24 protein-coding genes and 1 pseudogene are annotated in these 25,156 nt (G+C 50.8%); 16 read left to right on the forward strand and 9 right to left on the reverse strand.

Annotated elements, in window-relative coordinates:
* Positions 1-273, forward strand: a 273-nt coding sequence (locus C7B82_RS33010; RefSeq protein WP_219904026.1) for a hypothetical protein, incomplete at its 5' end; no start/stop codon positions are given.
* Here C7B82_RS33010 and C7B82_RS04960 read toward each other — a convergent pair.
* Positions 260-451: a DUF1816 domain-containing protein gene (locus C7B82_RS04960; RefSeq protein WP_106255205.1), complete on the reverse strand. Its 192-nt coding sequence runs from the start codon at positions 449-451 to the stop codon at positions 260-262. The genes C7B82_RS33010 and C7B82_RS04960 overlap by 14 nt on opposite strands.
* Positions 452-907: 456 nt before the next feature.
* Here C7B82_RS04960 and pgmB point away from each other — a divergent pair, with 456 nt between their 5' ends.
* The 3 genes from pgmB (at position 908) to C7B82_RS04970 (ending at position 4,898) form a co-directional block, all read left to right on the forward strand.
* Positions 908-3,805 carry a beta-phosphoglucomutase gene (gene pgmB, locus C7B82_RS04965; RefSeq protein ID WP_106255206.1) on the forward strand — a complete coding sequence of 966 codons (2,898 nt, stop codon included), beginning with the start codon at positions 908-910 and terminating at the stop codon, positions 3,803-3,805.
* 11 nt (positions 3,806-3,816) lie between these two features.
* A complete protein-coding gene (locus tag C7B82_RS31315) occupies positions 3,817-4,026 on the forward strand; it encodes a hypothetical protein (protein ID WP_146141055.1) in 210 nt (69 codons plus the stop codon).
* 356 nt (positions 4,027-4,382) lie between these two features.
* A complete protein-coding gene (locus tag C7B82_RS04970) occupies positions 4,383-4,898 on the forward strand; it encodes a rhodanese-like domain-containing protein (protein ID WP_106255207.1) in 516 nt (171 codons plus the stop codon).
* Here the strand turns inward: C7B82_RS04970 and C7B82_RS34975 are convergent.
* Together C7B82_RS34975 and puuE are read right to left on the reverse strand one after the other, a co-directional pair.
* The gene (locus C7B82_RS34975; RefSeq protein WP_422632149.1) at positions 4,841-5,059 is read right to left on the reverse strand and encodes a GNAT family N-acetyltransferase; all 219 of its coding nucleotides are present in this window, start codon (positions 5,057-5,059) and stop codon (positions 4,841-4,843) included. The genes C7B82_RS04970 and C7B82_RS34975 overlap by 58 nt on opposite strands.
* A gap of 22 nt (positions 5,060-5,081) precedes the next feature.
* Entirely contained in the window at positions 5,082-6,041 is a 960-nt protein-coding gene (puuE, locus tag C7B82_RS04980; RefSeq protein WP_106255208.1) for an allantoinase PuuE, read from the reverse strand.
* Positions 6,042-6,226: 185 nt separating this feature from the next.
* On the opposite strand from puuE, the gene C7B82_RS04985 reads away from it, so the two are divergent.
* Positions 6,227-6,769 carry a Uma2 family endonuclease gene (locus tag C7B82_RS04985; RefSeq protein ID WP_106255209.1) on the forward strand — a complete coding sequence of 181 codons (543 nt, stop codon included), beginning with the start codon at positions 6,227-6,229 and terminating at the stop codon, positions 6,767-6,769.
* 207 nt (positions 6,770-6,976) lie between these two features.
* On the opposite strand, the gene uraD is transcribed toward C7B82_RS04985, so the two are convergent.
* A complete protein-coding gene (uraD, locus tag C7B82_RS04990; RefSeq protein ID WP_106255210.1) occupies positions 6,977-7,480 on the reverse strand; it encodes a 2-oxo-4-hydroxy-4-carboxy-5-ureidoimidazoline decarboxylase in 504 nt (167 codons plus the stop codon).
* A 3-nt stretch (positions 7,481-7,483) separates the two neighbouring features.
* Positions 7,484-8,584: an EAL domain-containing protein gene (locus C7B82_RS04995; protein WP_106255211.1), complete on the reverse strand. Its 1,101-nt coding sequence runs from the start codon at positions 8,582-8,584 to the stop codon at positions 7,484-7,486.
* 278 nt (positions 8,585-8,862) lie between these two features.
* Between C7B82_RS04995 and C7B82_RS05000 the strand changes: the two genes are divergently transcribed.
* The 3 genes from C7B82_RS05000 to C7B82_RS05010 all read left to right on the forward strand — a co-directional run bounded on the left by C7B82_RS05000 (position 8,863) and on the right by C7B82_RS05010 (position 13,877).
* Complete coding sequence (locus tag C7B82_RS05000; protein ID WP_106255212.1) at positions 8,863-11,922, forward strand: O-linked N-acetylglucosamine transferase family protein; 3,060 nt, start codon at positions 8,863-8,865, stop codon at positions 11,920-11,922.
* Between the two features lie 203 nt (positions 11,923-12,125).
* Positions 12,126-12,719 carry a hypothetical protein gene (locus C7B82_RS05005; protein ID WP_146141056.1) on the forward strand — a complete coding sequence of 198 codons (594 nt, stop codon included), beginning with the start codon at positions 12,126-12,128 and terminating at the stop codon, positions 12,717-12,719.
* A gap of 216 nt (positions 12,720-12,935) precedes the next feature.
* The gene (locus C7B82_RS05010; RefSeq protein WP_106255214.1) at positions 12,936-13,877 is read left to right on the forward strand and encodes an ROK family protein; all 942 of its coding nucleotides are present in this window, start codon (positions 12,936-12,938) and stop codon (positions 13,875-13,877) included.
* A gap of 166 nt (positions 13,878-14,043) precedes the next feature.
* On the opposite strand, the gene C7B82_RS05015 is transcribed toward C7B82_RS05010, so the two are convergent.
* Together C7B82_RS05015 and C7B82_RS31320 are read right to left on the reverse strand one after the other, a co-directional pair.
* The gene (locus C7B82_RS05015; protein ID WP_106255224.1) at positions 14,044-14,964 is read right to left on the reverse strand and encodes a CoB--CoM heterodisulfide reductase iron-sulfur subunit B family protein; all 921 of its coding nucleotides are present in this window, start codon (positions 14,962-14,964) and stop codon (positions 14,044-14,046) included.
* A gap of 240 nt (positions 14,965-15,204) precedes the next feature.
* Positions 15,205-15,423, reverse strand: a complete 219-nt coding sequence (locus C7B82_RS31320) for a hypothetical protein (RefSeq protein WP_146141057.1) — start codon at positions 15,421-15,423, stop codon at positions 15,205-15,207.
* A gap of 52 nt (positions 15,424-15,475) precedes the next feature.
* Here C7B82_RS31320 and acpP point away from each other — a divergent pair, with 52 nt between their 5' ends.
* The 5 genes from acpP (at position 15,476) to rnc (ending at position 20,824) form a co-directional block, all read left to right on the forward strand.
* A complete protein-coding gene (acpP, locus tag C7B82_RS05020) occupies positions 15,476-15,727 on the forward strand; it encodes an acyl carrier protein (RefSeq protein WP_106255215.1) in 252 nt (83 codons plus the stop codon).
* Between the two features lie 160 nt (positions 15,728-15,887).
* On the forward strand, positions 15,888-17,138 hold the full coding sequence (gene fabF, locus C7B82_RS05025; RefSeq protein ID WP_106255216.1) for a beta-ketoacyl-ACP synthase II: 1,251 nt from the start codon (positions 15,888-15,890) through the stop codon (positions 17,136-17,138).
* A 222-nt stretch (positions 17,139-17,360) separates the two neighbouring features.
* The gene (locus tag C7B82_RS05030; protein WP_106255217.1) at positions 17,361-19,274 is read left to right on the forward strand and encodes a transketolase C-terminal domain-containing protein; all 1,914 of its coding nucleotides are present in this window, start codon (positions 17,361-17,363) and stop codon (positions 19,272-19,274) included.
* 478 nt (positions 19,275-19,752) lie between these two features.
* Complete coding sequence (locus C7B82_RS05035) at positions 19,753-20,010, forward strand: HNH endonuclease (protein ID WP_106255218.1); 258 nt, start codon at positions 19,753-19,755, stop codon at positions 20,008-20,010.
* A 130-nt stretch (positions 20,011-20,140) separates the two neighbouring features.
* Positions 20,141-20,824 (forward strand): ribonuclease III, encoded by a 684-nt coding sequence (rnc, locus tag C7B82_RS05040; RefSeq protein ID WP_106255219.1) that lies wholly within the window; start codon positions 20,141-20,143, stop codon positions 20,822-20,824.
* 103 nt (positions 20,825-20,927) lie between these two features.
* Here rnc and truB read toward each other — a convergent pair whose 3' ends face one another.
* Entirely contained in the window at positions 20,928-21,899 is a 972-nt protein-coding gene (truB, locus tag C7B82_RS05045) for a tRNA pseudouridine(55) synthase TruB (protein WP_106255220.1), read from the reverse strand.
* A 907-nt stretch (positions 21,900-22,806) separates the two neighbouring features.
* Here truB and C7B82_RS05050 point away from each other — a divergent pair.
* The 3 genes and pseudogenes from C7B82_RS05050 to C7B82_RS34980 form a co-directional block, all read left to right on the forward strand.
* Positions 22,807-23,184: a hypothetical protein gene (locus tag C7B82_RS05050; RefSeq protein ID WP_106255221.1), complete on the forward strand. Its 378-nt coding sequence runs from the start codon at positions 22,807-22,809 to the stop codon at positions 23,182-23,184.
* A 298-nt stretch (positions 23,185-23,482) separates the two neighbouring features.
* Positions 23,483-24,244, forward strand: a complete 762-nt coding sequence (locus C7B82_RS05055) for a hypothetical protein (protein WP_106255222.1) — start codon at positions 23,483-23,485, stop codon at positions 24,242-24,244.
* A 283-nt stretch (positions 24,245-24,527) separates the two neighbouring features.
* A pseudogene (locus tag C7B82_RS34980) lies at positions 24,528-24,767 on the forward strand (hypothetical protein); the annotation flags it as partial.
* Between the two features lie 86 nt (positions 24,768-24,853).
* On the opposite strand, the gene C7B82_RS05065 reads toward C7B82_RS34980, so the two are convergent.
* On the reverse strand, positions 24,854-25,156 hold a 303-nt coding region (locus tag C7B82_RS05065; protein WP_181357352.1), incomplete at its 5' end, for a transposase.

Raw genomic sequence — 25,156 nt, forward strand, 5'->3', positions numbered from 1 at the left:
CACCCAAGCTACAAAGCGGTTTTTTCTACCCAGGTTGGGACGGGTTACCTAAGCCTCAAGATACAAGGTTGGGTTGAGCACCGTCAAGCTGTTTATCCATGCCCGATCGTCTCCAGCGAAAGCCAACACCTACTAACTTTAGCGTGGCTTGAATGTTGGGTTACCCTGCAGGAAGCAAGCTACATGCTTCAACCCAAGCGACGAGGCAGGCGATCGCACTACGTTCAGCAGCATGACTCTTTGCCTGAGAACTGTGCGTTTAACGCTGCTTGATCAAGGCAACAATGTCTCTCGTTTCCTGATGAAACAACGTGTCCACATGAGCACCTCTAGAACGTTTTGCCTCTTCGCGACTCTTAAACGGGCCAAGGTGATACGTGTGCTGAGGCGCAGAAAGAGAGACTTCTACCCACCAGCAGACCGTTGTTTGCAGCAGTGAAAATGCATTCATGAGAGTCCCCTGTAGTTGTTACAGCCGTTTTCATTTGGATTAACCATACCCGACACCCAAAACCCGACACCCAAAGCCACAAGCCTGTGGCTTACTGATCTAAAAACCGCTGTAAAACAGACAGTATTGATGTGATTACTTAATGACGATCGCCCGCTTGCACGATCATGAACGCTGTCGATTGATGGAAACAAAGCAAGAGGCCGATTCCCATTACTGATAAAGAACAATGGATTCGTAAGGAGCATTACCAGCCTCAAGATTGCATGGCGATGGTTGAAGTCATGTCTAGGTGAAGGGTTGAATTGGTTGATTTGGATGAGAACGTCTTAAAACGTTACTCACTGTGAGCAATGAAGCTGAGGAATGGGTCAAAGAGAGGGTTGCAAACGAGCGTGAGACTGCTAAACCAGAGAGTGTAGAGTGTCTGCCTCCACCCCTTCACTCCTCAACTGAATGAACACCACAGTCCACTCTCGTGCGTTGCTTTACACAGACTGGACACTGACCGAACCGTACTTTGACCCAGTACTGTTGCGGACTAGAGAAACCATCTTTACGATCGGCAACGGGTATTTAGGCACGCGGGGCAGCTTTGAAGAAGGCTACCCACAGGCATTACCAGCCACCTTAATCAGTGGAGTCTACGACGATGTGCCCGTCATCTATACCGAGCTGGCAAATTGCCCTGACTGGCTGTCGTTGGTCATCATCATCAACGGAGAGCGCTTTCGGCTCGATCGCGGCGACATTCTCCACTACGAACGGCAGCTCGATTTACATGCTGGGGTGCTGAGCCGCTTCGTGCGCTGGCGTAGCCCCACGGGTAAAACCTTAGAGTTCCGGTTTGAGCGGTTTGCCAGTTTAGCCGATCGACATATGTTGGGATTGCGCTGCCAGATTACCTCGATCGATGGCAGCGGCAGGTTGGCGGAGCCGTTTCCCTGGAAAATCGAGGTACAATCCAGCCTCAATGGGTATCCCGAAAATCAAGGCTTTGACCACTGGGAGCAGCTCGATCAAGGCGAGCTTGAACAGGGAATAGAGCAGGGAATTTGGCTACAGGTGTGTACCCGCACTTCCCACATTGAACTCGTCATGGCAGCTAAAATCGCTGTAATCGGCACCGAGGCATCCTTCCAGGTGGCGAGTCCTCCTGGCTATCACACCTTGACGACCACCTTCATGGCGGCAGCGGGGCAAACCATCAGCGTGGAAAAGGTCGTGACGGTGTTTACGTCCCAGGAGACGGAACGACCCGTGCAGGCGGCTCAAGACAAACTGCTTGCCCTGCCTTCCTATGCGCTGCTGCTCAAGGCTCATCAGCAGGCGTGGGAGGCAGTTTGGCAGCACAGCGATATCGTCATTGAGGGCGATCGCATGGCTCAGTTGGCCGTGCGCTACAACCTGTTTCAACTCATCATCAGTGCCTCCCCGCAGAACGATCGGGTCAGCATTCCCGCTAAAACACTGTCGGGGTTTGGCTATCGGGGGCACATTTTCTGGGATACCGAAATTTTCATCCTGCCCTTTTTCACCTTGACGCAACCCGCGATCGCCCGTAGCTTGCTGACCTACCGCTATCACGCCCTGGAAGGCGCACGGCGGAAAGCCTCCCATAGTAGGTATCAGGGGGCGATGTTTCCCTGGGAAAGCGCTGCTACGGGTGATGAGGTAACCCCGCGATCATCGATGCCGACTGATCCTTATGCGGAAGCAGTACGCATCTGGTGTCGCGATCGCGAAATTCATCTGAGTGCCGATATTGCCTATGCCGTCTGGCAATACTGGCAGGTAACGGGTGACGATCTCTGGCTACGTGACTACGGCGCTGAAATCATCCTCGACACTGCCCGCTTTTGGATGAGTCGGCTGGAATGGCATCCGCAGCAAACACGATATGAACTGTGTGGGGTGATTGGAGCCGATGAATACCACGAGCAGGTGCCGAATAATGCGTTCACCAATCGCATGGTGCAGTGGCATCTCGAAACGGCTGTGGCCGTCTACGAGTGGTTGCAGCGCACGTTTCCCAATCAAGCGGCGGTACTGGCTCAACGGCTGCAACTCACACCCGCGCAATTGTTGAGCTGGCAGGCAGCGATCGCCCAGATCTACATTCCTTACAATGCTGAAACCGGGCTGATCGAGCAGTTCGAGGGCTTTTTCCAGCTCAAGGATATCGACTTGACAGACTACGAACCCCGCGATCGCTCCATTCAAGCCGTCCTCGGTATGGACGAAACGAATCAGCGGCAGGTACTCAAGCAACCCGACGTGCTGATGCTTCTTTACCTGATGCGAGGCGTGCAAGCCGCTCCCTATAGCCATGATGTGCTGCAAAAAAACTGGGACTACTACGCTCCTCGCACCGACAGCACCTATGGATCATCCCTGACTTCAGCCATTCACGCGATTCTTGCCGCCGATCTGGGTGCCCCGGCAGCAGCCTACCAGCAGTTTATGCAGGCTGCGATGGTCGATCTCGACGATAATCGCGGGAACACAGCCGACGGCATTCATGCGGCTTCCGCAGGCGGCGTCTGGCAAGCAGTGGTGTTTGGTTTTGGCGGCATTCAACTTAAGAACAGTGGGCCCGTCGCCACGCCTCACCTTCCGCCCACCTGGAGTCGCCTCCAATTCAAGCTACATTGGCACGGCACCTGCCACAGCTTCGATTTCGTACCCTCAGATTCTCATACACCAAACATTCAGGGCTTCATCTTTGACCTTGATGGCGTGTTAACCGACACGGCTGAATGGCATTATCGGGCGTGGCAGCAATTGGCTGACGAAGAACATCTGCCCTTCGATCGCCAAGCAAATGAAGCGCTACGGGGTGTCTCTCGACGCGAATCGCTGCTGCTGATCGTCGGCAGTCATGCTTATTCAGAGCTAGAACTGCAAAAGATGATGGATCGCAAGAACCGCTACTATGTGGAATCGATCCAAACCATCACGGACAAGGATGTCTTGCCAGGAGCGTTGAATCTGTTGGCAGAAATCCGACAAGCAGGGATAAAAATCGCGATCGGCTCTGCCAGCAAGAATGCCAAAACCGTCATTGAGAAGTTAGGACTTGCCGATCATGTGGATGCGATCGCGGATGGCTACAGCGTTGAACACCCGAAACCCGCCCCAGACCTCTTTCTCTACGCCGCGCATCAGTTAGGTCTCGACCCTGCCCACTGTGTGGTGGTGGAAGATGCGGCTGCTGGCATTGCCGCCGCGATCGCTGGTGGTATGTGGACGATTGGATTAGGGCCAGCCGATCGCGTTGATTCTGCTGATATTGTTCTACCAAACCTGATGGGCATTCACCTCGCCGATCTACAAACCAAGTTGAGCCGTTAAGAATCTCTGGTATGAGTCGCTTAGAGAGCAAGGGCTTTGTACGTCGCCAGAGGCTGACCTTAGTCGGATGGGTAGAGTGGCGACGACGGGTCGGACGGTGTCCGAATCGCTGTGCCGGGAGCCATTACACCCCGTTTGATACACTGCTTGGCCTTACGGCTGACCAAAAGACCTCAATGGCATGGGTGCGTTTGGGCTGTTTACTGGCCGTGCTTTTGTGACAGCGATCGCTACCGCAACATGACTAGCAAAGCGAATGTATAGCTGTTGTCATGAAGCTTGGGACATTGGGATCAAAGGGGGCGTGGGGGCGTGCCCCCAGCCAGGGGTTCCACCCCTGCACCCCGTCCTAACCAGTATGGCTATACAATCACTCCCTTCATCGGTTTTGGGTGCGATCGAAAAAACCAGTCCAATCATCGCCCAACCTCTACTACACAAGCTTTTACACGGTTTTAGCAGCTTTTTTTATATCGTTGGCTTGTTAAGCTCAAGTAGCCCTCTCGGCAGCCAGCAGCCGCCTCGGTTTGCAGTGTGCTATGGAGTGGGCGCTTTTTCCCTACTTCGGAGACACTGTATGAAACCGTTCGCAATCGCGCTGCTCTTCTGCGTCGTTCTGTCCGATGGCATCATGGCAGCACCCAAGCCTGCTGCGAATCCTGCGATCGACATGGACGGGTATCTCCGCGTTTCGTATGCAGCGGCCAAGCATCGAGAGACCCGTCGGCTCTCTGAGGCCGACTTTATCCGTATCAGCCGCGAACCTGGCACGATCGTCCTGGATGCCCGTAGCCGCGAAAAGTACGATCTTTTGCACGTTAAGGGAGCCATCAATCTGAGTTTCCCGGATATCACAGTGGAAAGCCTCAAGCGCACACTGCCCGATCAAAAAACTCGAATTCTCATCTATTGCAACAACAACTTCATCAATGCTGAGGCACCGTTTCCTACCAAAGCACCTGCTGCCGCTCTCAACCTCTCAACCTACATTGCGCTCTACAACTACGGCTACCGAAATGTCTACGAGTTAGCGCCTCAAATCGACCTGAAGCAGTCAAAGCTGCCTTTCGAGGCAACGCCCTTAAAGCCGTAAAAGTGACGACTACAATTCTCGCTGAGGGCTTGCAGTTGGGTGTGCGATCGCTCAAAAAAACCAGTAAGCGATGTTTCATGGTGGTCGCAAAGAACAGTATCGAGCGCGGCTTGCCAAAGCTGCATTCCATAGCCTTGACCGCGATACTCTGGTTTAACGATCTAAAGCCCGATAAAACCAAAGTCACTGCCATACTTGATGGTCAAGCAACTCCCCCTTCCGTCCTGAAGAGGCACTTTGGGGCTGATGATGCTCATGCCAATGGCGAGCAATATCAAGGCGGCGACAAAGCCAAACGCGATCGTGCTGCTGCACATAGTCCAAAAATCTTGCCAGAGAAGCAGCGCGTCCCGGTCGCCCAACGAGACGGCAATGGAGCCCGACGCTCATCATTTTGGGTGCCGTGTCGCCTTCAGCATAGAGCACGTCGAAGGCATCCCGCAGGTAGGCAAAGAACTGATCGCCCGAGTTGAAGCCCTGGATGCTGGCAAACCGCATGTCGTTGTTGTCTAGCGTATAGGGAATGACCAGATGTGGTTTGCCGTAGTCGTGTACCCAGTAAGGTAAGTCATCGCCGTAGCTATCGGCATCATAGAGAAAGTTGCCTTCTTCAGCGACCAGGCGACGGGTGTGAGGACTGGTTCTGCCTGTGTACCAACCAAGGGGACGACTGCCCGTGACCTGAGTATGCAGCGCGATCGCCTTCTGTAAATGGTCTCGTTCGGCCGCCTCGCCAAAATACTTGTAATCAATCCAGCGATAGCCGTGGCTGGCAATTTCCCAATCAGCTTCGAGCATGGCAGCAACGGCTTCAGGGTTCCGCTCCAGCGCCATTGCCACACCGTAGACCGTCACTGGAATGCCTCGTTGTGTGAATATGCGGTGCAGTCGCCAAAAGCCCGATCGGCTGCCATATTCGTAGCACGACTCCATATTCATGTGTCGAATGCCGTGGAGCGGCACCGCTCCCACAATCTCAGAAAGAAAGGTTTCTGAGGCATCATCGCCATGCAGAATGCAGGTTTCGCCGCCTTCTTCGTAGTTGATGACAAACTGCACAGCAACCCGCGCTTGCTGGTGCCATTTGGGATCGGGAGTATGGCGACCGTAGCCCACCATGTCGCGTGGATAGTGTTCTGGCATGGAGTTCTTCTAGAATGGATGAACGACTGGCTTGTATCAAGTGCGCTTTGAAGACGATCGTCGTGATGACTAAATAGCTGTAAGGGTTGCAGCCATCAGTCTTGGGAACCGTTAATTCAGATTATCTTCTTCTGTCGTGAAGCGAATGGCAAGATTGCAGTCACTCAAGTTTCCTTGGAGGCAGTATGACTCTCACCGTTAAAGACCTTGAGACGCTACAAGCACAAATCCCTGACCACCGTCTGGAGTTAGTTGATGGGGAAATTATTGTCATGAGTCCATCAGGCTACGAGTCGGACGAGGTTGCCTCTGAATTCAGTGCACAGCTACGAAACTGGGTTAGACCGCGTAAGTTAGGACGAGTGACGGGTTCCAGCGCCGGCTTTACGTTGCCGAATGCTGATACTCGTGCGCCTGACGTTTCGTTTGTGCAGGCAGAGCGGTTGCGTAAAAGTCCCCGCAGCTTTGCTGAATTGGCTCCTGATTTGATGGTGGAAGTGAAGTCCCCTACTGACAGCCTTGCAAAACTGCGAGAAAAGATTGATACCTTTTTAAGCCTAGGTACGAAAGTTGGCATCCTCATTAACCCGGAACAACGGTGGGTCGAGGTGCGGCGATCGACGCAAGCACCCACAACACTGCATGACGGCGACACGCTGACGATTCCTGATCTGCTGCCCGGCTGGGACGTGCAAGTGAACGATTTATGGTCGCCAGAGTTCGACTAAATGCGGATCGGCTAGCGGCCTCTCTACGAGGCCCAATGAGCTGTGCTTAAGCCAACAGGGTGACCCCAGAATCACCTGCCCCCATCGCCTTTGTAGAGGAAGGGCGCGATCGCGCTTGGCGAGTATCTTGAAAGCATAGATCAGGTACGTCAAGTACAAACGGTCTGAGACCTGGCAGGGGGCTGCTGGGTCTTTTCTTTTTGCCGCTTAAGCGTCAGTGACTAAGGCGGCGAGGCGGAAGGCGGCAATCTGGGTAATTTCGTCTATTGCCTGCTTTACTTCCGCAGTGGGTGTATTGTGCAAGCGGCGATCGAACGCCTCCAGAATGCTGGTTTTGGTGTGGTTTTTAACCGCCACAATGAAGGGAAAGTCAAACTTCGCTTTGTAGGCCTGGTTTAGCGTCTGAAAGCGATCGTATTCTTTGGGCGTAAGACGATCGAGGCCGACACCGGCTTGTTCTTGCACCGACGCCTCTGCCATTTTTGCTTTGCTACCCAAATCGGGATGCGCCCGGATCAGTGCCAACTGTTCAGCCTCAGTCATCACGTTGACGACATCAACCATGGCTTGCTGTAAGTCCGTCCAATCGGTAAACGGGCGTTGCGTCCAGGCTTCTTGAGCGATCGCAGGCGTATCTTCAAAAACCGCTCCCAGAGCGGCTACAAAGTCAGCCTGCTTCATCTCGTTGAGCTGGGCGATCGAGTAAGACATCGGTCAGGAAACCTGGGCAAACTTGAGTAAATTCAATGGCTTTGTTTGCAAAGTGCGTTCTGGCAAGGCTAGGCCAAAGCCTTGTCCATAGTCAATACCAATGGTGCGGCAAAATTCGATATCAGTAATTGTCTCCAGCCCTTCTGCCAGCACCTCAATGTTTAGCTCATGTGCCGACTGCAGCAAACTCTTGAGCAAAACTTGCTTGAGCGGATGCTGCCCACATCCCGACACCAGTTGGCGATCGATCTTAATCACATCTGGTTGGAATTCCATAAAGTAGTGGTCAGCCGAAACATTGCCGCACAGGTCATCAACGGCAAACCGAAAGCCCCATTCGCGTAAAAGGCTGATCATACGGTGCAACTCTGAGCTATGCAGTAAGGATTCGACCTCGGTTAGCTCAAACACGATCTGCTGCGGCCGTAAACCCAAATCGATCGCTTGTTGAAAGGTTTGCTCAAAGGCGTTAGGGTCGTGAATAATGGTGTTCGGCAGGACGTTAATAAAGAACGTGGGGGGTTCTGCATCAGGGAAGCGAAGCGCCTGCGTTGACCGTAATTGCGCGATCGCCTCGATACAGACCACGCGCGCGGTGTCATCAAATTCTCGCATCAGTTTGAGTGACTGTGCCGCGTCAATGAGCTGTTGCCCACTAAAGGAACGTCCCTGCTCACAGCGGGCTCGTGCCAGACACTCATAGGCCGTGACATGACCGCGCTGCAAATCAAAAATTGGCTGATATTTAAAGAAAAAGCTTTGCTTTGCGAGCACCTGTAAAAACCAGGCATATCGCGCTGACTCGGTAATTGTGTTAAGCGGCTGAGCACTGAGAAACTCCACCAGCAACGCTTTCGAATCCAACGGCGATCGCGTCAGACAGTAGCGCGAATGCAATTGGCTTACTTCTGAAAGCGTCTCACTCAGCCCCAAAAAGGTCTCTGCAAGCTGACTGCGTGTGGTCACCAAATAAACCAACTGTGGTACCAGTGGCAATGGCTGAAACCCCATTGCGTCAAGGGCATGAACCGTTTTCAAATCATGGGGTTGAACAATCAGCTTAAGTGGGTCAGTGAGAATAGTTTCAGGATGAATCAATGCCATGTCCCCCCAAGTTCTGGAGATTAACAGCAATATCAAGCATTGCAGTCAATAAAGCTGACGTAAAGCTAACATAGCCTACTATACCGCCTCTCCTATCAAAAAATGGCAGCAATAGCCACAGTACAAACAGTTAATACCCCGAACGTTTGTACTCGTCTTTAAAATGTTCGGTTTCGCAAAAGCGCTTTGCCGTGGTGCTGTGGCGTTTACCGAAGCAGCGAATCGGTGCAGGCTGCCGCGAAACGGGCATACTACCAACGTCAAGTAGGACTGAACCAATGGACTATCAACGGTTTATTCAGCAGTTACCGCATCTGTATCACCAATGGGGCAGCGAATTAGTCAAGCCCAAGGCCATACATTTTCAGACAGCACTGCAGCAGCTTCAGGGCATGACGACAGCTAATGTGCTGCAATTGTTAAATTTTGCGGTCGCCTGTATGGAACCGGGTGAAGTCTATTGCGAGGTGGGTTGTTTTCAAGGCTCTACGTTGATAGGGGCTTTACTTAACCACCCCAATCGCATGGCCTATGCGATCGACAATTTTTCAGAGTTTGATTTTGGTGGCGAGAATCGAACGAAATTGATGCAAAATCTAGCTGCTTTTGCTTTAGAGGAGCAGGTTTTTTTCTGTGAACAAGATTTTGAGTCCTTCTTCGCCGATCTGCGAGCACTCGAAAGCAGCGATCGGATTGGTGTCTATCTCTACGATGGTGCCCACGACTACCGATCGCAGTTGATGGGCTTGCTGCTGGTCAAACCCTTTCTGGCCGATCGGGCGCTGATTATTGTCGATGACAGCAATTGGGATGCCGTCCAGCAAGCCAACTGGGACTTTATTGCGGCTCATCCCCAGTGCCAACTGCTGTTGGATCTGCCAACGCCAGCCAGAACCTATGAGCAAATGTCCAGTTGTTCTTTTTGGAATGGGATACAGATCTTAAGTTGGGATGCTCAGGCAACCCATTCGCCTGCGTGGGCGACTTTACAGCAAGTCCGTAAACCAGGCTTAATCCAGGCACTTTATGCTATGACTCCAGTGGCGGCGGCAGCTCCGGCAAAGACAGAGGATACCCTGGAGCAAGAAGCCACCAAACTCAGGGCTGCAGGAAGGCTAACAGAAGCAGAGCAAACGATTATAGCCGTTTTACAGCACGATGACCAACGGGCAAGCAGTTGGCATGAACTGGGGTTGGTGTATTACCTGATGGAGCGCCACCATGATGCAGCCAACGCGTTATCCCGTGCGATCGGCCTCCAACCGACGACAGCACTGTATCACTGCAGTCTTGGGTTGGTGCTTGCAAAATTGGGAGACATCACAGCGGCTGCCCGTGCCTATCAAAAAGCGATCGCGTTCGACAGCACGTTCATTGATGTTTACAACAACCTGGGGAACTTGATCCTTGAGCATGGCGATGCACACCAGGCCGCCTTGTACTATCAGCAAGCGATCGCCATCAACCCTCACCATGCAGGGACTTACTTAAACTGGGGCAATGCCTTACTCGCACAAAACAAGCTGGATGAGGCGATCGCGGCTTATCAGACCGTGCTTCAAGACAATCCTCATGACGCCGCAGTGCTTGAGAACCTGGCGTTTGCTCACACACTAAAACAAGACCCTATACAGGCAGCACTTTTCCTGGGCAAGCGGTTTTATCAACAACAAAACTATCCGGCGGCAGCAGCACAGTATCAATCGATCCTCGATCGCCAGGCAGGAGACGTGAGCGTTTACCAAACCTTAGCCACCTGTTATCGCAATCTGGATCAATTGGAGGCTGCGATCGAGCGCGATCGTCAGGGTCTAACCCACTTTCCTCATGAACCTAGCTTCTATCTTGCTTTAGTGCTAGATCTACACAGTATTGGCAAGCTGCAAGAAGCGGTTCAAGTCCTTACTGAAGCAACGCAATTATTCCCCGATCATCTTGGCTTTAAGCTGGAGCAACAGCGTTTACTGCCCCTGATCTATCAAACGCCTGAAGAGATTTCATGGTACCGAAAGCGCTACGCTCAGGCACTGGATACCTTAGTTAGACAGACAACGTTAGTAACCGTTGAACAGTCTAAAACGGCTTTGGATGCTATTGGGCAGAACACCAACTTTTTGCTGTCGTATCAGGGGCAGAATGACCGTGAACTGCAAGAACGGTACGGGGACTTTGTGCACAAAATCATGGCTGCCAACTATCCCAAATGGAGCCAACGATTACCGTTAACGCCACTCCAGCCCGGTGAAAAGATTCGCGTCGGCTACGTTTCTGGCTGTCTGTGGGAGCACACGGTCGGCAAACTCATGCTTGGCTGGCTACGGCATCACACCTCCGACAAATTTGAGCTTTTCAGCTACAACATTAGAGATTGCGCTGACCAACTCACGCAGGAGTATCGTGCTCATAGCGATGTCTTCTATCAAATCCCGCTGCCTTTAGAGGCGATTTGCGAACAAATTATTGCCAACAAACTGCACATTCTCGTCTTCTTTGATCTCGGCATGCAGGGGCTCATGACCCAATTAGCATCTCTGCGCTTAGCACCAGTGCAATGTACGACCTGGGCGCATCCAATCACCTCTGGCTTGCCCACTGTGGACTACTTTTTATCCAGTGCGTTGATGGAGCCAGACGCCGCTCAAGATCACTACTCAGAAACCTTGATTCAGTTGCCAAACATTGGCCTTTCCTATGCCAAACCTGTCATTCTAGCTCCTACGAAAACGCGAGCTGACTTTGGGCTACGCGAGGATGCTGTGGTGTATTTAGCCTGCCAGCTTTTGTGCAAGCTGTTGCCACAGCATGACTATCTTTTCGCTGCGATCGCTCAACAAATACCTCAAGCCCAGTTTGTTTTTATTGCGCGTCCCACTAGCGCATATGTGCAAGACCAATTCAAACAGCGTCTGCAAAAAGCCTTTGCGGCGTTTGGTTTGGACAGTGAGCCCTATTGCGTCATGTTGCCACCGCAAGGGCAGGCAGATTACTGGGACTTAAATCAGCGATCGGACATTTTTCTGGATAGCTTGGGCTGGTCGGGTGGTCATACAACCCTGGAGGCGATTGCCTGCGACCTACCGATCGTGACCTGTCCTGGTGACTTGATGCGGGGTCGCCACTCTTACGGGATCTTAAAAGCGCTGGGCGTGACGGACACAATCGCGCAAACCGAAGCAGAGTATATTGCCATCGCTGTCCGGCTCGGACAAGAGCCAATTTGGAGGCAGCAGATTGTGGCACAGATGCGCGATCGCCATGCCGCTTTGTATGACGATACTGCTTGCATTGAGGCACTTGAACGTTTCTACCAGCAGGCAGTGGGGCAGTTGATCCCGTAATCATCATTGAATCTGCCGATTCATTGTTGAATAAATGCTAAATAATTATTTGCAATGAGTCTGATTGCGTTGACAATGACTCTAGGTGCAACTACGTATTCATGACAACCCGCTGCTCATGATGGAACCGCATTAGTCAGCGTCTCCCCGCGAGAAGGAGCGTTTACAGGCTGTTTTTGCTGCATCCTACCATCCAGATTCTGATGAGACTCAAAGCTTCTCTCCTGGTCACGGCTAGTTGCATGACGCTGGTACTCGTTGTCATTGGTTTGTTACATTCCACAGCCCAACAAGCCATTGATGCCGAACCCATAGCTGACGCACTAGCGCCGTTGCTGTCACCGCTGTCTGCCTCTAAGCCACTTGCGAATGCAACCACTACGGCTGATGCGGTTGAGGCGCTACTCGATCGCCCTAGCCATTCTGAAGCTGATACACGCGAGACGCTAAAGCGACGTTTCTCAGTAGACAGTTCTCTCGATCGCGTGAAACAAATCGATCAGCTCCTGGCAGACATTCGTATAGCGACGAACCCGACAACGGCAGGCAAGCGACCCGGCGCGATTGGTGGCGTTAGTCTAAAAACTCAAACCAGCGCTCATGAATGGATAGGGTCTGTCACAGGAACACTGAAAAAGCAAGATTACGAGATCAAAAAGCTGGAATTGGCCTTGGCCCAAAAGCAGTTTAAAGATGGTGAAATTCCTCAAGCAGCCCTGGTAGAGAAGCAAGCGAGCTACCAGAAAGCCGCTCGTGAATTCAAAACCTTCCTAAATTCCTTTAGAATTGCTGACTAGCTGCTGTGATTGTTGTTAGGAGGGATGAGGAAGGAAAGTTTTGAGTAGCGCTTTGCGCCACTTCGCTAAAGAGTTTTGAGTTGGAAGAGAGAGATGAAGAATGAGGGATGCCAGCCCCTCACCTTCCCCAGTTCCTCACTTTTCCCGGCTCCTCACCTTCCCCAGATCCCTCTGCCCTCTGCCTCCTGCCTTCTTCTTAAAATCTTGTAAATTCCTATGTCTATTGATGCTGTTGCTGCTGAAATAAACCTGCATACCCAAACATTAGGGCAGGTTTTGGGGATTGATCTGGGCGGCAGTGCGATTAAATTAGGGCGCTTTAACCAGGATGGTCATTGCTTGCAAGCGCTGACTGTGCCCACACCGCATCCAGCCGCTCCTGATGCCGTCCTGGTTGCTATGGTAGACGCGATCGCCCAGATTGACCCAGAGCAACAGGCAGTCGCGATCGGCGTTGGTACGCCTGGTCCGACCGATGCCACCGGACGGATTGCGCGGGTTGCCATTAATCTCGAAGGTTGGCACGATATCCCCTTAGCAGACTGGCTCGAAGCCAAGACCGATCGACCAACCGTATTGGCCAACGATGCCAATTGTGCTGGGATGGGCGAAGCCTGGCTCGGTGCCGGACGCTGGTATCGTCATCTGATCTTACTGACGCTAGGCACTGGAGTCGGTGGCGCCATCATTTTAGACGGCAAGCTGTTTACCGGACACCACGGGTCTGCAGGTGAGCTAGGCTTGATTACGCTGAACCCAGACGGCCCTCCTTGCAAAAGCGGCAATCGGGGTTCTCTAGAGCAGTACGCCTCGGTGCAAGCCATTCGGCGACGCACAGGTCTGGAGCCAGATGCGCTCAGTGCTCTAGCGATCGCCGGTGATGCCAACGCGATCGCCTTTTGGCAAGACTACGGGCGCGATCTGGGTATTGGACTCGCCAGTTTGGTCTATGTGCTGACACCGGAGGCGATCGTCATCGGTGGCGGGGTCAGCGCCAGTGCCGATCTATTTTTTCCCGCCCTGCAAGCCGAACTTGAGCAACGGGTCATGCCCAGTTCACGTGCAGGGTTACAACTGCTGCGAGCAGAGTTAGGCAACCAGGCAGGCATCGTCGGGGCCGCCCGGCTCGCATGGCAGAAACAGTTGGAGGCAAGTTGAAGAAAAGAGCTATCAGCTATCAGCTATCAGCTATCAGCTTCTTTACCTCGGCTGAGTTCGCAATCACACAGGCATTATCATCCGTCTGACCGCTGACCGCTGACCGCTGACCGCTGACCGCTGACCGCTGACCGCTGACCGCTGACCGCTGACCGCTGACGCCTCACTACACTCCCAACCGATCCAGAACCGATCGCGTTGAAACAATATGCCGATCGAGTCCCAGCTCTTTGGGGTCAACGCCTAGCGCTAGTGAGATCAGTTGAGGTAAGTGAAGGACAGGAAGCCCTAGCTTTTGCCCAATCACTTTTTCGACTTCGGGTTGGCGAGAATCCAGATTTAAGTGACAGAGTGGGCAAGGCGTCACGATACAATCTGCACCCTGCGCGATCGCCTCCTGAATGTGCATGCCTGCCATCTTGAAGGACTGATCAGTGGCATAGCTGGAGAGGGGCCAGCCACAGCATTGAGTGCGTCCACGATAATCAACGGGTGTCGCTCCGATCGCGCGAAACACATTCTCCATTGACTGTGGATTGTAGGGATCGTCGTAGGGCAGATGATCTTGGGCACGTAGCAGATAGCAGCCGTAGAAGGCAGCGCACTTTAGCCCGGTCAGCTTATGGGTTACTTTTTGAGCGAGGGCATCGAGACCGTAATCGCCGACGATCGCCCAAAGCAAGTGCTTGACCTCTGTGCTGCCTTTGTAGGGCGAGCAACCTTCTTTTTTGAGGAGTCCGTTAATCTGATCAACATAAGCAGGATCGCTCGTTTGCCGCTCCTTTAACCGCTCATCGACATGCCCAATGACGCCCTGACACGTACTGCAATGCGTGAGTAGCGGCAGGTTCAGCGACTCTGCCAGTGCAATATTGCGAGCGTTGACCGTATCTTCTAAAAACTGTGAATCTTCCTTAAAGGTGCCAGAACCACAGCAAGAGGCTTTTTTGAGTTCAACGAGCTCGATACCTAATGCCTGGGTCAGCGCTTGCGTCGATTGATACAGTTCTCGACAGGCTCCCTGAGCAACACACCCTGGGAAGTAGGCATATTTGAGAATGGACGGGGACAGAGTGGACGATGGCATCATGCGTTAGGGTACGGGGTACAGGCGATCGAGGGTTAGGATCAGCGGTTAGCTTGCCAGCTTCTCCAACGACCTCTGACCAGGTTTTGTGCAATTTCTTCCCTATCATCCCCTTTTTCTAGAGGAACGGCACCTGTGCTTTAGCCTTGCCGTTGGAGTTACTGAGTATCATGCAACACAAGTTTTTTTAGAAGAAGTCGTCAAGCGCTCAACACTCCTGCTTACAAAGCATTGGGACTACTAACGGAGAAGCAGCAAGAGCAAGAGCTGATGGGACGTTTCCGCTACGTCCCTCTTTCCTGTAACCTGTAGTTTGTACTTATTGTTGCGCGATCGCTTAGGAAACCGTCTGTTAATGATTCGGTCGATCGCGCTTTCAGATAAGATCAGGGAATGTTTGTAATGGTCTGCATCGGCAACATAAGCGTTCGATCGCTCGCGTTGCCGAATGTCAGGCATTCAGACAGCTTTTACAGCATAACCACTGCCGCTGCATTGATTGAGGAAGTTTATGACCGAGACAGAAATTTTTGATAAAGTCCAGAAAATTGTGGCTGAACAGCTAGGTGTTGATGTCAGCGAAGTGAAGCCAGAAGCCAGCTTTGCTAACGATTTAGGAGCTGATTCGCTCGACACCGTTGAGCTCGTGATGGCGCTTGAAGAAGAATTCGATGTCGAAATTCCTGACGAAGCAGCGGAAGAAATTGCCACTGTGCAGTCAGCCGTAGATTACATCAACAATAAGGTAGCGGCATCGGCTTAACAGAAGCAATTGGTAAGCGGCAGTCAGCGATCGGACATCAACGCGATCATCAACACGATGATTATCGTGAGAGGCTGATTGCTCACCGCCCGCCTGTTGCTTTTAGTCTTGTGTTTATCTGAGTTCTGCATTCTGGGTGTCGACCCCTAACGTTGAAGCCATGACAACTATCGAACGTAAGCGCGTTGTAGTCACAGGACTCGGCGCGATTACACCAATTGGAAACACCCTCGCAGAATACTGGGAAGGGTTATTGAGCGGACGTAATGGGATTGGTCCGATCACGCTGTTTGACGCCTTTCGGCATGATTGCCGGATGGCGGGCGAGGTGAAAGGGTTTGACCCACACGCCTATATGGAACGAAAAGAAGCAAAGCGCATGGATCGGTTTGCCCAGTTCGGTGTGTCTGCCAGTAAGCAAGCGCTTGCTGATGCCCAGTTTGTCATCAACGATTTGAATGCAGAGCAGGTGGGCGTTTTAATCGGTACTGGTATTGGTGGGCTGAAAGTACTGGAAGATCAGCAAGAAATTTATCTCACGAAGGGGCCCGATCGCTGTAGCCCCTTCATGATTCCGATGATGATTGCCAATATGGCCGCTGGGCTGACGGCGATTCACACGGGCGCGAAAGGGCCTAATTCCTGTTCGGTAACGGCCTGTGCCGCTGGTTCCAATGCGATCGGCGACGCTTTCCGGCTGGTGCAAAATGGCTACGCTCAAGCCATGATTTGTGGTGGCACCGAGGCTGCAGTCACGCCTCTTTCGGTCGCTGGTTTTGCGGCTTGCAAGGCAATGTCAACCCGCAATGATGACCCCGCTCATGCCAGCCGTCCGTTTGACAGCGGTCGCGATGGTTTTGTCTTAGGCGAAGGCAGCGGTATTCTGATTCTTGAGGAATTGGAGCATGCCATGGCACGGGGCGCTCGCATCTATGCCGAAATGGTTGGCTATGGGGCGACATGCGATGCGTATCACATTACGTCGCCGGTTCCGGGTGGTGAAGGTGCGGCAAGAGCAATTTCACTGGCGCTGAAAGATGCTCACCTGACGCCCGAACAAGTTAGCTATATCAATGCTCACGGCACCAGCACGCCAGCGAATGATTCGACGGAAACGGCGGCGATGAAAAAAGCGCTGGGCGACCACGCTTATAAGATTACCGTTAGCTCCACCAAGTCGATGACCGGGCACCTATTGGGAGGTTCTGGTGGTATTGAAGCGGTCGCTGCGGTCATGGCAGTGACGAGCGATCGCGTACCGCCGACCATCAATCTCGAAAATCCCGATCCTGATTGTGATCTGGACTACGTGCCCCATCACAGCCGGGAGCAGATAGTAGACGTAGCCTTATCAAACTCTTTTGGCTTCGGTGGACACAACGTCACTCTGGCCTTTAAGAAATATCGTTAGTCTGTGGGAGCATTTCAAGAAAAAATTTACCGTTTGGTAGGGGTAGGTTTGACCAGAGACTTTACATTCAGCTGCTAGCCTTGTTGCTAAACCTGCTCCTATGAGTATTTTGTTTGCTAGAAATCTCCTTGAGTAGCGATCGATAGTTTTAAAGTCTCACTATTGAACCCTTCAGAGCTTCGTGTCAGCGTACCTCACATTGCCCTATTCAGGATCTAAGCCATGACGACAACGACTACTCGCTTTCCGATCGACCTTGGGGCTTATAAGCGCTTAACGCTTGACCCCGCCAACAAAACTCTGACCGCTGAGCAGCGAGCAGACCTTAAAGCGAATATCCAGCTTTGCCGTGACGCAATTATCTTTTTCACAGCAACGGGTGCGGCAAGAGGGGTGGGCGGTCATACCGGTGGCCCTTATGACACGGTGCCAGAAGTGGTGATTCTGGATGCACTCTTTCGGGGTACACCCGACCAGTTCGTGCCCATCTTCTTTGATGAAGCCGGACATCGCGTGGCGACCCAGTACCTGCTGGCAACGTTGAACGGTGATCTGCCTGCGGAGCAGCTGACTCACTATCGGGAAGCCAATTCTCACTTACCGGGGCATCCAGAACTGGGTTTGACTCCGGGCGTGAAATTTAGCTCTGGTCGTTTGGGTCACATGTGGCCCTATGTGAACGGCGTGGCAATGGCAAACCCTGGCAAGGCCGTTTTCTGCCTGGGTTCGGATGGGTCACAACAAGAAGGCAATGATGCCGAAGCGGCTCGTCTGGCAGTCGCGCAGCACCTCAATGTGAAGCTGATCATTGACGACAATGATGTGACGATCGCGGGTCACCCGTCCAAATACCTCCCTGGCTTCACCGTTGCTAAAACGCTAGCAGGGCATGGGCTTAAGGTGCTAGAAGGCAATGGCGAAGACCTGGACGATCTCTACGCTCGGATTGTAGAAGCCATTACCACACCAGGGCCGATCGCAGTGGTCAACAAACGCCCGATGTCGGTCGGTATTGAAGGGCTAGAAGGGTCTACTCACGGGCACGATGTCATTTCTGTCAAACTGGCGCTCGCGTATCTGGAAAAACGCGGCTTGACTGCTGCCGTAGATTTCTTGAAGGCGATCGAGGCACCCAAGAATCCCTACAAATTCATCGGTGCAGGTGATAAGTGGGACTCCAACCGTAATGTGTTTGGTGATGCGGTTAACGCGGTGCTGGATGGTATGAGCGAAGCCGATCGCAAAGCCAAGGTCATTGTGATTGACAGTGACCTCGAAGGTTCCTGCGGTCTGAAGAAAATCCACGATGCTCATCCTGAAGTCTTTATCCCCTCTGGCATCATGGAGCGGGGTAACATTTCTGCTGCGGCTGGTTTTGGCATGGAAAAAGGCAAGCAGGGCATTTTCGCCACTTTCGCCGCCTTCTTAGAGATGTGCATCTCGGAAATCACGATGGCACGGCTCAACTACTCAAACCTGCTCTGCCACTTCTCCCACTCTGGCATTGATGATATGGCAGACAACACCTGCCACTTCGGTATCAACAACTTCTTCGCCGACAACGGGCTGGATGATGGTTACGAAACCCGCCTTTATTTCCCTGCCGATGCCAGTCAGATGAAAGCGGTTGTCTCAGGCGTGTTCAACGATCCGGGACTCCGCTTCATCTTCTCCACGCGTTCTAAAACACCCAACATCCTCGATGCTAGCGGTAACGATCTGTATGGCGCGGGCTATACCTTCGTCTCTGGCAAAGATGAAGTGGTGCGAGAAGGCACCGCTGGCTACATTGTCAGTTTTGGTGATGGCTTGTATCGCGCACTGGACGCCGTTTATCGTCTGAAGCAGGAAGGCATTGACGTTGGTTTGATTAACAAGCCAACTCTCAATGTGGTAGACGAAGCGACGATCGCCAAAATCGGCGCATCTCCCTTCGTCCTGGTCGTCGAAGCCTTCAACCGCAAAACGGGTCTGGGCAGCCGCTACGGCACCTGGCTGCTAGAGCGTGGCTTGACCCCCAAATATGCCCACCTTGGCACCCATAAAGAAGGTTCCGGCGGTCTATGGGAACAGTATCCCCATCAAGGACTTGACCCCGACAGCATCATCGCTAAAGTCAAGACACTGGTCGGTTAAGTGCATTCACTAAACGTAAGGGCATAGCAATGCTGTGCCCCCGTTCATTCTTTGTCGCTTTTAAGTAACGCTTTCATTCGCTCTCCAGGTTATTTGTGAAGACGAAAGTAGATAATCTGAGTCAGATTTGATTAAAAAGAATCTTGCGTTTCCAGTCTTGACAATTAGAGTGGGCTATGTTTTTATTTAGCTATGCAGACGAATATCAATACCTAGATGTTCGTCTCATGGGCACTATCTCTAATTCTTAGATCGATGCATACCCAGTATTCTGGTTTAGCATTTATTCGAGATGAGGGATTTCATTTTAGGTGAACGCTATTCAGCATACTAGATATGTACTGGTGTAAGGCTTAGAGATAGTGCGCTTGAGACGTTTACCAGCAGGTAACAGATTAGTAATATTCCTCACCTATGAGGGCTTTATTGCTCATGCCTGATATTCCGATGCTACCAAACATAGCAAAGGAAATCCAACATGAACTCAAAGCAAAGACAATCTAAGAAAGCTCAATTGGGCTGCGAGTTTGGTTCTGAATGTTTTTGGTGTAGGTGTAAACTGCCCCTAGAAGAGCTGACCCTTGACCACGTAAAACCCAAAAGTCGAGGTGGCTCAGATTCCCTAGAGAATCTACGACTAGCTTGTTTCCCCTGCAATAACTCTCGTGGGAATAGCCTCTTTCCACCTCAACGATTGTTTTCGCCTAAGACAGGTCAAATGTCTTTCTTGAAATAGCTAAGGATTCAGCAGATCTTCCTAAATCTCTGTTAGCGAGAATTTAGAAAGATCTCTGAGCCTTCAAGCCTTAGGCTTTACTTTCCCCGACGTTTCTAAATTAGTTTTCAGTCAATGCAACGAGGAAGAAATGCACAAACTCTTGATGTTTAATGATGAGAAACTTCTACGTCGATCGCTAACTCACCGCTCGTACATCAACGAAAATCCTGGAGATGGTGGAGATAATGAACGTTTGGAGTTTCTTGGTGATGCAGTTCTCACTTTCATAAGTGGTGAATACCTTTATCAGCGTCATCCTGAAATGGGGGAAGACGAAATGACCCGACGACGATCGGCACTTGTAGACGAAAAACAATTAGCGAGATTTGCTGTGGAAGTTGGATTAGATTTCAGAATGCGCCTAGGGCAAGGTGCAATTCGTGAAGGCGGTTATCAAAACCCGAATCTTCTTAGCAGCACTTTTGAAGCAGTTATTGGAGCTTACTATTTAGATAACAATCGGAATATTGAAGCGCTACGTCCTTTAGTAGAACAACTATTTGACTCTGTGCCTGAAGGCATTATGGTCGTTCGCTCAAATATAGACTCAAAAAATAAGTTCCAGGAATTCGCGCAGGCAAATGGGGCTGCGACTCCTCCAAAGTATGTCACTGAGAAACTAGGAGGAGCAGATCATGCTCCAGAATTTCTCTCTAAGGTTTATGTAGACGAAAAACTTTACGGTGAAGGAAAAGGTCGTAGCAAGAAGGATGCCGAAAAACAAGCGGCTGAAGATGCGCTAGCTAAGTTGAGGAAAAGAGGGTTGTTATGATGCAGGTAAAGGGCAAAACCCTTGTTAGAACAGATTGCCTTAAAGATCCTGTCGTCGTCATCAAGGTTACTGAGGTTAGTGACAACTGTTCAACGGAACGCTATTAAGCTTCAAAGACCATCTGAGGTAGTAGGATAATGCCCACTTCGGTATCGGTTGGCTTACCAATGCCCAGAAAGTGACCCTCTTCATGGTGAACGCGCAACGGTTGCTGAAGCGGTTCGACAGCATAGATTTGGGTACTATCGGCATCCTTAGGTTTCCCTGTTTCCGCATCTTCCAACCCTTCCCAGCGACCAGCAGCCGTGGGATAAATGGCAATGCGTTGCCCCTGACACCAGCGCTTGGCGATCGCTGCAGGTAAGGTAATTGGGCTTAAGTGGGTTAAAGCTAGGACGGGTTCCAAGGGTTGAAACGTCTCTTGAGACATCTGTGCTTCTACCGCATCAAAGGTGAGACTTTTTGCCAGGTCAAAACCGCTACTAGATGTACGTGTGAGGCTTGCAAGAGTGCCCCCTGTTTTCAACGCATTGCCCAGATCGCGCGCGATCGACCGAATGTACGTGCCAGGGCCACAGGCGATCGCCAGATCGAGTTCAGGAAACTCCCCCGATCGCCAAGCCAGCACCTCAATGCTAAAAACTTTGACCCTACGGGGTTGTACGGCGATCGTTTCACCAGCTCGCGCTAAATCATACAGACGCTTCCCCTTAACCTGAATGGCGCTGTAGTTCGGCGGCACCTGCTGAATGGAACCTTGAAACTGTTGCAAGGCCGCTTGCACTACGGCGAAGCTAAGCCCAGCAACAGGCTGAGCCAGGAGTACTTCGCCTTCTAAATCATCCGTTGTTGTACTCACACCTAACCGCACCGTTGCTCGATACGCCTTGTCCTGGCGCAAAAACTGCAGTAGGCGAGTGGCTCGACCCAGCGCGATCGGCAAGACTCCGATCGCAGCAGGGTCAAGTGTGCCAGCATGCCCTACCCGCTTCATCTGTAGCAACCGCCGCATTTTAGCAACGCAGTCATGGGAGGTGAACCCTGACGGTTTATTGAGATTGAGAAACCCGTCCATTTGCGTTCAACATTTTTTGTTCACTCTAACAGCCTAACAACTTAGCGTCACAAGTCGATTTTAAGCACTATCAACGCAAAGAATGAGCCAAGGCAACATCGATATTTAAGGTCTTAGAGTATCTTTGAATACTCTTGTTCCTGTATTTTTCAAGCACTATCAAGTAACCATCAAGCACATCGAGTACCCCTACTCGAACGACTCAGTTTTCTGCTTTGTAAGTACCGCTCAGGCTGACAGCTCGCTTGTTCTCAAGCAGCGAACGCTGGAACCTTTTGTACTGCACATTGGTCAACATCCCGATCGATGTACAGTGCTAAATCTGGCCATACTTACTGCGAGTTCCTGTTACAGCAGTTGCTAAATTTCTCCATACGTGAAACTTAATAATTAGTAACTGTTTGACGGCTGTGAGTTATAGTGTTACGGCAAGTTGCTTCCCTAACATGTAACAAACTCAATTTGTAGAGACAAATACATTCGTACTTTCTTGTTTAGAGCTGAAGGTCTTATAAGGCTGCTTATAAGTTAATGACTATATGTCGCTCAGCCTATGTTTGGCAGTACATCTGCTCTTATGGGATCGGATAAACCACTTTGAATAATGAGAAGTAGACTCATAGACATGAGTTATTAACAGCATGCCAAAAGCCAACCGCCAATCCAGAGCTCCGAAGGCGATGGGTGGAATTAAATACAAAATAGATGCCGATTGGGTTGAGGGACGTAAACCAACTCCCGCATCGGTTACGCTATTAGCTTTCTAGTCTGTCGGATCGAGTACTTCGGAACGGCTTTATCCATTCTATAAATCATTGCGCCTCCTTACTGATCAGCACTACTTTTAATGCATTAAGAGTCAATTTTTTAGGGTTGTTAAGCTTAAAATTTATCAGGCAATAGCATTATGGAGAACCGCTCAGATGACGTTAATCTCTCTCTGAATGAACTGAACCGAAGCCTTGCACAAATAGAGAAACGCCTGGAAATACAGATTAAACCGATCGCTCAATGGTTCATGCATGTTGATCGTCTTTGTGATGAAGTTGATGCTGGCGTTTCAGCGATCCTTGATCCAGAGAAGGAGCGCATCAGCAAAATTCTCTATCGGCAACTTTCAAGGCTGCCCAACCAGCTATTGACTACCGAGAAACAGCACTGTAGGGATTTACAAGCAACGATCGAGCAGTGTCAGACTTTAGCTTTAGAAGCACAAAAAGAAGCTTATACCCTTAAGTTGCAGCTTCAAAAAGATGCTCCGACGATAGGTTCAAAGCTGTTCTGAGCCGCAGCCGTTCACATCGCCATGATTTTATTTGACAGCATGGTTGTATCGATCATCACTGAGCAGTGATTTCGCTCACGTGTATCCGTTTGATGTAGTTGTAGCATTACCCTGTGGATTTCATGGAGACGTCTTCTCCAGGGAATCCTCTCTCAGCCGATTCGAACGGCCACTGTACTGAATCTCAGGCCAAGCTATCACGCAGCGCAGATGCCTTTTAACAGGCGATTTTCGGCACTGCGGCTTTTGTTTTTGCAGTGCAACAGGGTAACTGTATAAACGATGCATTTACTAACCGATGCCTAACACCGAAAGCTCTTTTTTAGAAAGTCGCAGAAATATTCGTAAACTTAAAACTGTTGTTAATGTACTCGAAGAAACCATCAATATACTGGAAGAGGCTTTAGAAGCGTCCCCACATCTCGGAGCCTTGATTCCTGATCCAGAGCAGTGGTTACAACTGTGGGTAGATCACATTGACTCGTTTAGAGCCAGCATTCGCGATTATTACTTCCTGCTAAAGCAATCGTCTCTGGTGCCGCAGCAGGTTGCTTTAATAAACAATAGCCTTCACGCATACAGCACTCAGGTGACACAATACGTTCAGCTTGTTCAAGCCTGCTGCTTAAGCCTACTATCGGATGGTGGAGAAGATTGCTTCACACAAATTGAAGATCGAATCAATCGTCTCAACGAGTCGCTCAGCCATTTAGCAGAATTAGCGGATGTTTCTCTGATCAAAACTCGTTTAACCGAATTTAGGGAAATGGTGCTGCACATCGAACATTTGATTGATGCGCAATCGAGCAGGATCCTGGAAAAGCCAATCAATTTAAGTGCAGAAAAATTAGACGATTATCGTCAACTCGTCACTTTTTTACAGGTACATATCATTACGTGGGAAGGAGAACTAGCATTTTATGAAGAGGAGCTTAATCATCTTCCTTTGAGCGTCGATCGTTCTTTAGACGCACCTGAACAAATCCGTAACTTTATGGCGGATCTGGGCGAGTATATTCGGTTAGTTCAAAAAATTTACCGAAATCTACTGGAAGGCTGAGAGGCCATTTGAAAAGCCCTCGCTCTTGGCGTCACCCGTCCGTGATTGAAAACTCGTTTTAGCAGGTTTCGCACCATGAACCCAGATTTCTATCACAGATAAGCTTCCGTCATAGTGAGGAGGCTTTCTATATGTTTCAATCATCTTCTAAGCGATCGACAAAAGTTTATAGTTATAGAGCCATACCGGAGCACGTTTCTAGCGATCATCATTCACTAACAATCTAGTGCCAGGTTAACAGCAATTCTCATTTTAGGAAAAAATAGCTGTTCAAGCTCCCGAAATGTCTGTATTAGCAGGACATCTGCATGAGGCAAGAGAGCTAGAACTGTTGAGAGAGTGGGGATGGTTTGACACAATCGTGATTTATTTCGGCCACGTGCTGTCAGCATTACCGGACAAAGGCACTGGCAAGAATACCTTCCACGGGATGAAAGACGCCGCTTTAAGTGCGTTTAGCGTGTTCTTCACCCAAACCCCATCGTTTCTGGCATATCAGCGCATGATGGAGGGCAGCAAAGGGAGCTAGAGGCGTCGTACTACTATCCGTTGACGAGTAATACCAATTCTCTAAAGACCGGCTACAGATAGTGCCTCTAAAATAGAGTGCTATCCTACAATGGAAGCAATTACTTCCTTAGTCATCGCTTCTAACCGCGCTCGCATCAACAACCGCAACGCATCGAGGTTCTTCGGCAACTGCCAGCGCAACCCTAATTTGAAATGCTGCCACACACGCTCAATGGGATTGGTTTCTGGGGAGTGCGATGGCTGAAACAGCAAGATGATGTTGGTCGGCATCTGCAAGCGTTTGGCGCGGTGTGCCCCAGCCTGCTCGACTTGCATAATCACGATGCTGTCCTTGTAGCGCTCACTCACTAAGTTCAAGAACACTTGGAAGCAATCGCTGTT

This window comes from Stenomitos frigidus ULC18 (assembly GCF_003003795.1).
In the GTDB taxonomy this organism is placed as follows: domain Bacteria; phylum Cyanobacteriota; class Cyanobacteriia; order Leptolyngbyales; family Leptolyngbyaceae; genus Stenomitos; species Stenomitos frigidus_A.

Bases quoted from the DNA above. Each gene is read 5' to 3' on its own strand.
- C7B82_RS04970 (WP_106255207.1), top strand. From the start codon at position 4,383: ATGAAACCGTTCGCAATCGCGCTGCTCTTCTGCGTCGTTCTGTCCGAT.
- uraD (WP_106255210.1), bottom strand. From the start codon at position 7,480: ATGTCTTACTCGATCGCCCAGCTCAACGAGATGAAGCAGGCTGACTTT.
- C7B82_RS05015 (WP_106255224.1), bottom strand. From the start codon at position 14,964: ATGCCATCGTCCACTCTGTCCCCGTCCATTCTCAAATATGCCTACTTC.
- C7B82_RS05010 (WP_106255214.1), top strand. From the start codon at position 12,936: ATGTCTATTGATGCTGTTGCTGCTGAAATAAACCTGCATACCCAAACA.
- C7B82_RS04995 (WP_106255211.1), bottom strand. From the start codon at position 8,584: ATGGCATTGATTCATCCTGAAACTATTCTCACTGACCCACTTAAGCTG.
- C7B82_RS04985 (WP_106255209.1), top strand. From the start codon at position 6,227: ATGACTCTCACCGTTAAAGACCTTGAGACGCTACAAGCACAAATCCCT.
- puuE (WP_106255208.1), bottom strand. From the start codon at position 6,041: ATGCCAGAACACTATCCACGCGACATGGTGGGCTACGGTCGCCATACT.
- C7B82_RS05055 (WP_106255222.1), top strand. From the start codon at position 23,483: ATGCCTAACACCGAAAGCTCTTTTTTAGAAAGTCGCAGAAATATTCGT.
- rnc (WP_106255219.1), top strand. From the start codon at position 20,141: ATGCACAAACTCTTGATGTTTAATGATGAGAAACTTCTACGTCGATCG.
- C7B82_RS05000 (WP_106255212.1), top strand. From the start codon at position 8,863: ATGGACTATCAACGGTTTATTCAGCAGTTACCGCATCTGTATCACCAA.
- acpP (WP_106255215.1), top strand. From the start codon at position 15,476: ATGACCGAGACAGAAATTTTTGATAAAGTCCAGAAAATTGTGGCTGAA.
- fabF (WP_106255216.1), top strand. From the start codon at position 15,888: ATGACAACTATCGAACGTAAGCGCGTTGTAGTCACAGGACTCGGCGCG.
- C7B82_RS05050 (WP_106255221.1), top strand. From the start codon at position 22,807: ATGGAGAACCGCTCAGATGACGTTAATCTCTCTCTGAATGAACTGAAC.
- C7B82_RS31320 (WP_146141057.1), bottom strand. From the start codon at position 15,423: ATGCCTGACATTCGGCAACGCGAGCGATCGAACGCTTATGTTGCCGAT.
- C7B82_RS04960 (WP_106255205.1), bottom strand. From the start codon at position 451: ATGAATGCATTTTCACTGCTGCAAACAACGGTCTGCTGGTGGGTAGAA.
- C7B82_RS05005 (WP_146141056.1), top strand. From the start codon at position 12,126: ATGAGACTCAAAGCTTCTCTCCTGGTCACGGCTAGTTGCATGACGCTG.
- pgmB (WP_106255206.1), top strand. From the start codon at position 908: ATGAACACCACAGTCCACTCTCGTGCGTTGCTTTACACAGACTGGACA.
- C7B82_RS05030 (WP_106255217.1), top strand. From the start codon at position 17,361: ATGACGACAACGACTACTCGCTTTCCGATCGACCTTGGGGCTTATAAG.
- truB (WP_106255220.1), bottom strand. From the start codon at position 21,899: ATGGACGGGTTTCTCAATCTCAATAAACCGTCAGGGTTCACCTCCCAT.
- C7B82_RS05035 (WP_106255218.1), top strand. From the start codon at position 19,753: ATGAACTCAAAGCAAAGACAATCTAAGAAAGCTCAATTGGGCTGCGAG.
- C7B82_RS31315 (WP_146141055.1), top strand. From the start codon at position 3,817: ATGAGTCGCTTAGAGAGCAAGGGCTTTGTACGTCGCCAGAGGCTGACC.